The organism is Hamadaea sp. NPDC051192, assembly GCF_040682475.1.
Classification (GTDB): Bacteria; Actinomycetota; Actinomycetes; order Mycobacteriales; family Micromonosporaceae; genus Hamadaea; species Hamadaea flava.
In genome coordinates this window covers 1-3,358 of the sequence record NZ_JBFBAZ010000277.1, presented here as the reverse complement: position 1 = coordinate 3,358, position 3,358 = coordinate 1, and the positions used below count along the sequence as shown (strand labels likewise).

The 3,358-nt window shown below is 71.2% G+C and carries 2 protein-coding genes; both read right to left on the bottom strand.

Annotated elements, in window-relative coordinates; genetic code table 11:
* Positions 1-54: 54 nt before the first annotated feature.
* Positions 55-1,545, bottom strand: coding sequence for an NF041680 family putative transposase (locus AB0M47_RS42455; protein WP_363424651.1), 1,491 nt, complete (start codon positions 1,543-1,545; stop codon positions 55-57).
* A gap of 257 nt (positions 1,546-1,802) precedes the next feature.
* The gene (locus AB0M47_RS42450) at positions 1,803-3,311 is read right to left on the bottom strand and encodes a molybdopterin-dependent oxidoreductase (protein WP_363424648.1); all 1,509 of its coding nucleotides are present in this window, start codon (positions 3,309-3,311) and stop codon (positions 1,803-1,805) included.
* Positions 3,312-3,358: the final 47 nt, after the last annotated feature.

Here is a 3,358-nt window from a genome sequence, read left to right as displayed (position 1 = left end):
CACGTCATCCAGTGTCGCGGTCATCACGGCCGCCTTCCTCGCCGAGCACCACGCTCAGCGTGTCAGGCCGGAAACACCGTTAGATCCACAGTCCCTGCGCCGTGGTCTGGGGTTGGTCGACTTGCTCTTCTTGGCGTCGGCCCAACTGGTGTTCGTCCTGACGACGTGGACGTCGTAGCGGGGTGCGGGCTGTGTGTTGGGTCGTCCGGGTGGCCGGCCGGGTCCTGGTCGCGAGGGTTTCGGCGCGGCTGCCGGGCTTGGGTTCTTCGCGCGCAGGTGCCGAAACCCTCGGCGGACGCGGGCTGGGGTGAGCCGATCAGGCGGCAACGGCTTCTCCCAGGGGCGCCGTAGGTCGGTGGCCAGCGGGCGGGCCAGGCGTAGTTGGGTGTAGGCGGCGAGGATGAGCCAGGTCCACCGGTCGGCAGTATGCGGGTTGCGGATCTTCGGGCTGGTCCAGCCCAAGGTCTGCTTGAGCAGCCGAAACGTGTGCTCGATGTCGAAGCGGCGCAGGAACGCTTGCCAAAGCCGGTCCACATCGGCCGTGGTGGCGTCGGTGCCTGACCACCACAGCCATACGGGCTTGGGGATCGCGCCGCTGGGCAGGCGGGCCACCTCGAGGCGGATCACGGTGCCCTCGATGATCGGCAGGCCGGCCGAGGCATGCCAGGCGGCCCGGCGGGTCAGCCGTGGGTGCAGCCGGCCCCAGGCATGCACGTTCGCCGGGCCGTAGAGCCTAGTCTCTGCGCTGATGGTGTGGTCGGGTTCGCCCCAGGTGGCCGGGTCCCCGAAGATGAACTCGCCGCCGTGGCGGGGCGGGCGTCCGTTGGTGCCCGGTGTCCGGAGTCCGGCGGCGCGGCGCAGGACACGGTCGGAGCGCATCCGGCCCAGCACCTGCACCGGCAGGTCGCCGAGCACGTGTGCCAGCCGAGGCACGTCGTAGCCGGCGTCGACCACGACCAGGATGTCGAGGTCGCCGGGCTGCCAGTGACCGACCGCGATCAGTCGCCCGATCACGCCGCGCAGCTGATCGGCGGTGACGGTGGCGGTGTCCGCGCCGGGTAGCAGACGCACCGCGTCCAGGGGCGCGGTCCAGGAGCTGCGGCCGGTTTCGAGGGCGACGACCACCGAGTACGGCCAGCCTGGGATCATGATCGCCTGGTCCTTGCCGCGCCCGTAGGTGTGGCACAGGATCCGCTCGGGCGAAGTGTGCGCCTCCGGGCGCAGCCAGCAGGTCACGTCGACGGCCAGCACCAGGCGACCGTCCGCGGCACGTGGCATCGGCGTTGCGGTCAGGGCTAGGCGCAGCCGGTCGATGTCGATGCGGCCGCGTTCCAGCGCGGCGTACATGGCGCCGTGACCGCGGCGGTGTTCGGGTGCGAGCACCAGATCGACCGGCGACCTTACCGGCCCGTCGGTGCACAACAGCGCGTCGGTGACCTCGAACAATGTGTCAGCACGAGCGGTCAAGCAGCGGTAGAACTGCTCCCGGAATGCGGACAACACGGATAGAGCCTCGACGCGCACAGCGTCATCCCGCACACTCATCTTCACGGCCTTGGGGTGATCTTTGTGTCTCAGCAACACTCATGATCACGCCAGGGCCGCTCAATGTCCACAGTGCATCAATCGGATCCGGGCGCGAATCAGCAGGTGATCGGCCGAAGAGGTTAAACGGCAAGCTAGACCACATAGGCCGGAACCGCCGGCGATCCGCCCGTGCCCCTGGCCACCCGGCGAACGACTCCCGACCCAGACGCGCATCCAACGGTTTCGCCTGCGGCACGGCTCGGAAGCAGCAGCGATCATGTGACGGTCACGGCTAGGGTGTGCCAGCCGGTCGCGCCGTCGGGGAACGGAGTGGCCCGTTGCTCGGGCTGAGTGCGGCCGGTGCCGTCGGTCGCGCGTACGCGTAACGTGTGGCCACCGCGTGCTGCGTGCCATTGGTGTCGCCATTGGACCCAGGTGTCCCGGCTCGGGCTGGGCAGCAGGTCGGTCTGCTCCCACGGCCCGTCGTCGACTTGGAGCTCGACCGCGCTGATCCCGCGGCCCTGCGCCCAGGCGACCCCCGCGATGGTGACGTCACCCGGTGGGACCTTGGCGAAGGCGGCCGGCCGGTCGATGCGGGAGGCTGTCTTGACCGGAGCCTGCCGCGCCCAGCCCCGGCGCACCCAGTACGCGTCGAAGTCGCCGAACCGGGCCAGTTCCAGCTCCGTGATCCATTTGCAGGATCCGGCGTACCCGAACAGGCCCGGGGTGAGCATGCGTACGGGGAAGCCGTGCTCCGGGGGAAGCGGACTGCCGTCCATGCCGACTGCGAGCATCGCGTCCCGGCCGTCCAGCAGGGTCGCCGTCGGGGTGCCGAGGGTCATGCCGTCCACCGACCGGGCGACGACTTGGTCGGCGTCGGGGTGCACGCCGGCTTCCCGCAGCAGCGGCGCGAGCAGTAGGCCGAGCCACCGCGTGGTGCCGATGTACGGCCCGCCGACCTCGTTGGACACGCAGTTGAGCGTGATGTCGCGCTCGACGAGCCCCAGGCTGAGCAGCTCGTCGAAGTCCAGCGTGGTGGGCCGGTCGACCAGCCCGTGAATACGCAGCCGCCACCGGTCCACGTCGACCCTGGGCACGGTCAGGGCGGTGTCGACCCGGTAGAACTCGCCGACCGGGGTGTAGAAGCCCGGCGTGGTGATCCGGGGACCCGCCGGCTGTGTGGGGGCCGGGAGGGTGATCGCGTCGCGGGATCGCGCCGCCGAGCCGGCGAGCGAACGGCGTACCAGGGTGGTCAGGCCGCCCGCGGCGACGGATACGCCCGCGATCGCCCCGGCGGTCAGCAGGAACTTCCGGCGGCTCTGATTCCCTTCGCCGGCGACTTCGGTTGCGGCTGCAGCTGCGGTCAGCCAGCCGAGGATCAGCGCGCCGACCGCCCCGGCCAGCAGCGACGGCAGCACATCTCGGGGCTCGGTGGCCGGCCGGGTCAGGACGGCGGCCGCCGCGGCCAGGCCGAGCGCGGCGAACCCCGCTTGCCCCGTACGCCGTCGCCGTCGGGCCAGCAGGCCGAGGCCCGCCGCGACGACGAGGAGCACCGTCACGATTCCGGCCAGCAGCAACGGTTTGTCGTAGGTGCCGACGGTTCGGACCGCGTACTCCTTGACCGGAGTCGGAGTGGCGTCGACGACGGCGGAGCCGATGCCGATAACTGGCGACGACTCGGGTCGCAGTAGCGTCGCGGCCAGCTCGGCGACGGCCACCCCGGCGGCCGCGGCGAGGATTCCGCAGCCGGCGGCTTCGGCGTACGCGCGGGTGAGGATGCGCATGGCGGCCTCCCTAGGGGTGGGGGCGCCGGGTGGGGCCGGCGAGCCCA

Bases quoted from the DNA above. Each gene is read 5' to 3' on its own strand.
- AB0M47_RS42455 (WP_363424651.1), bottom strand. From the start codon at position 1,545: ATGAGTGTGCGGGATGACGCTGTGCGCGTCGAGGCTCTATCCGTGTTG.
- AB0M47_RS42450 (WP_363424648.1), bottom strand. From the start codon at position 3,311: ATGCGCATCCTCACCCGCGCGTACGCCGAAGCCGCCGGCTGCGGAATC.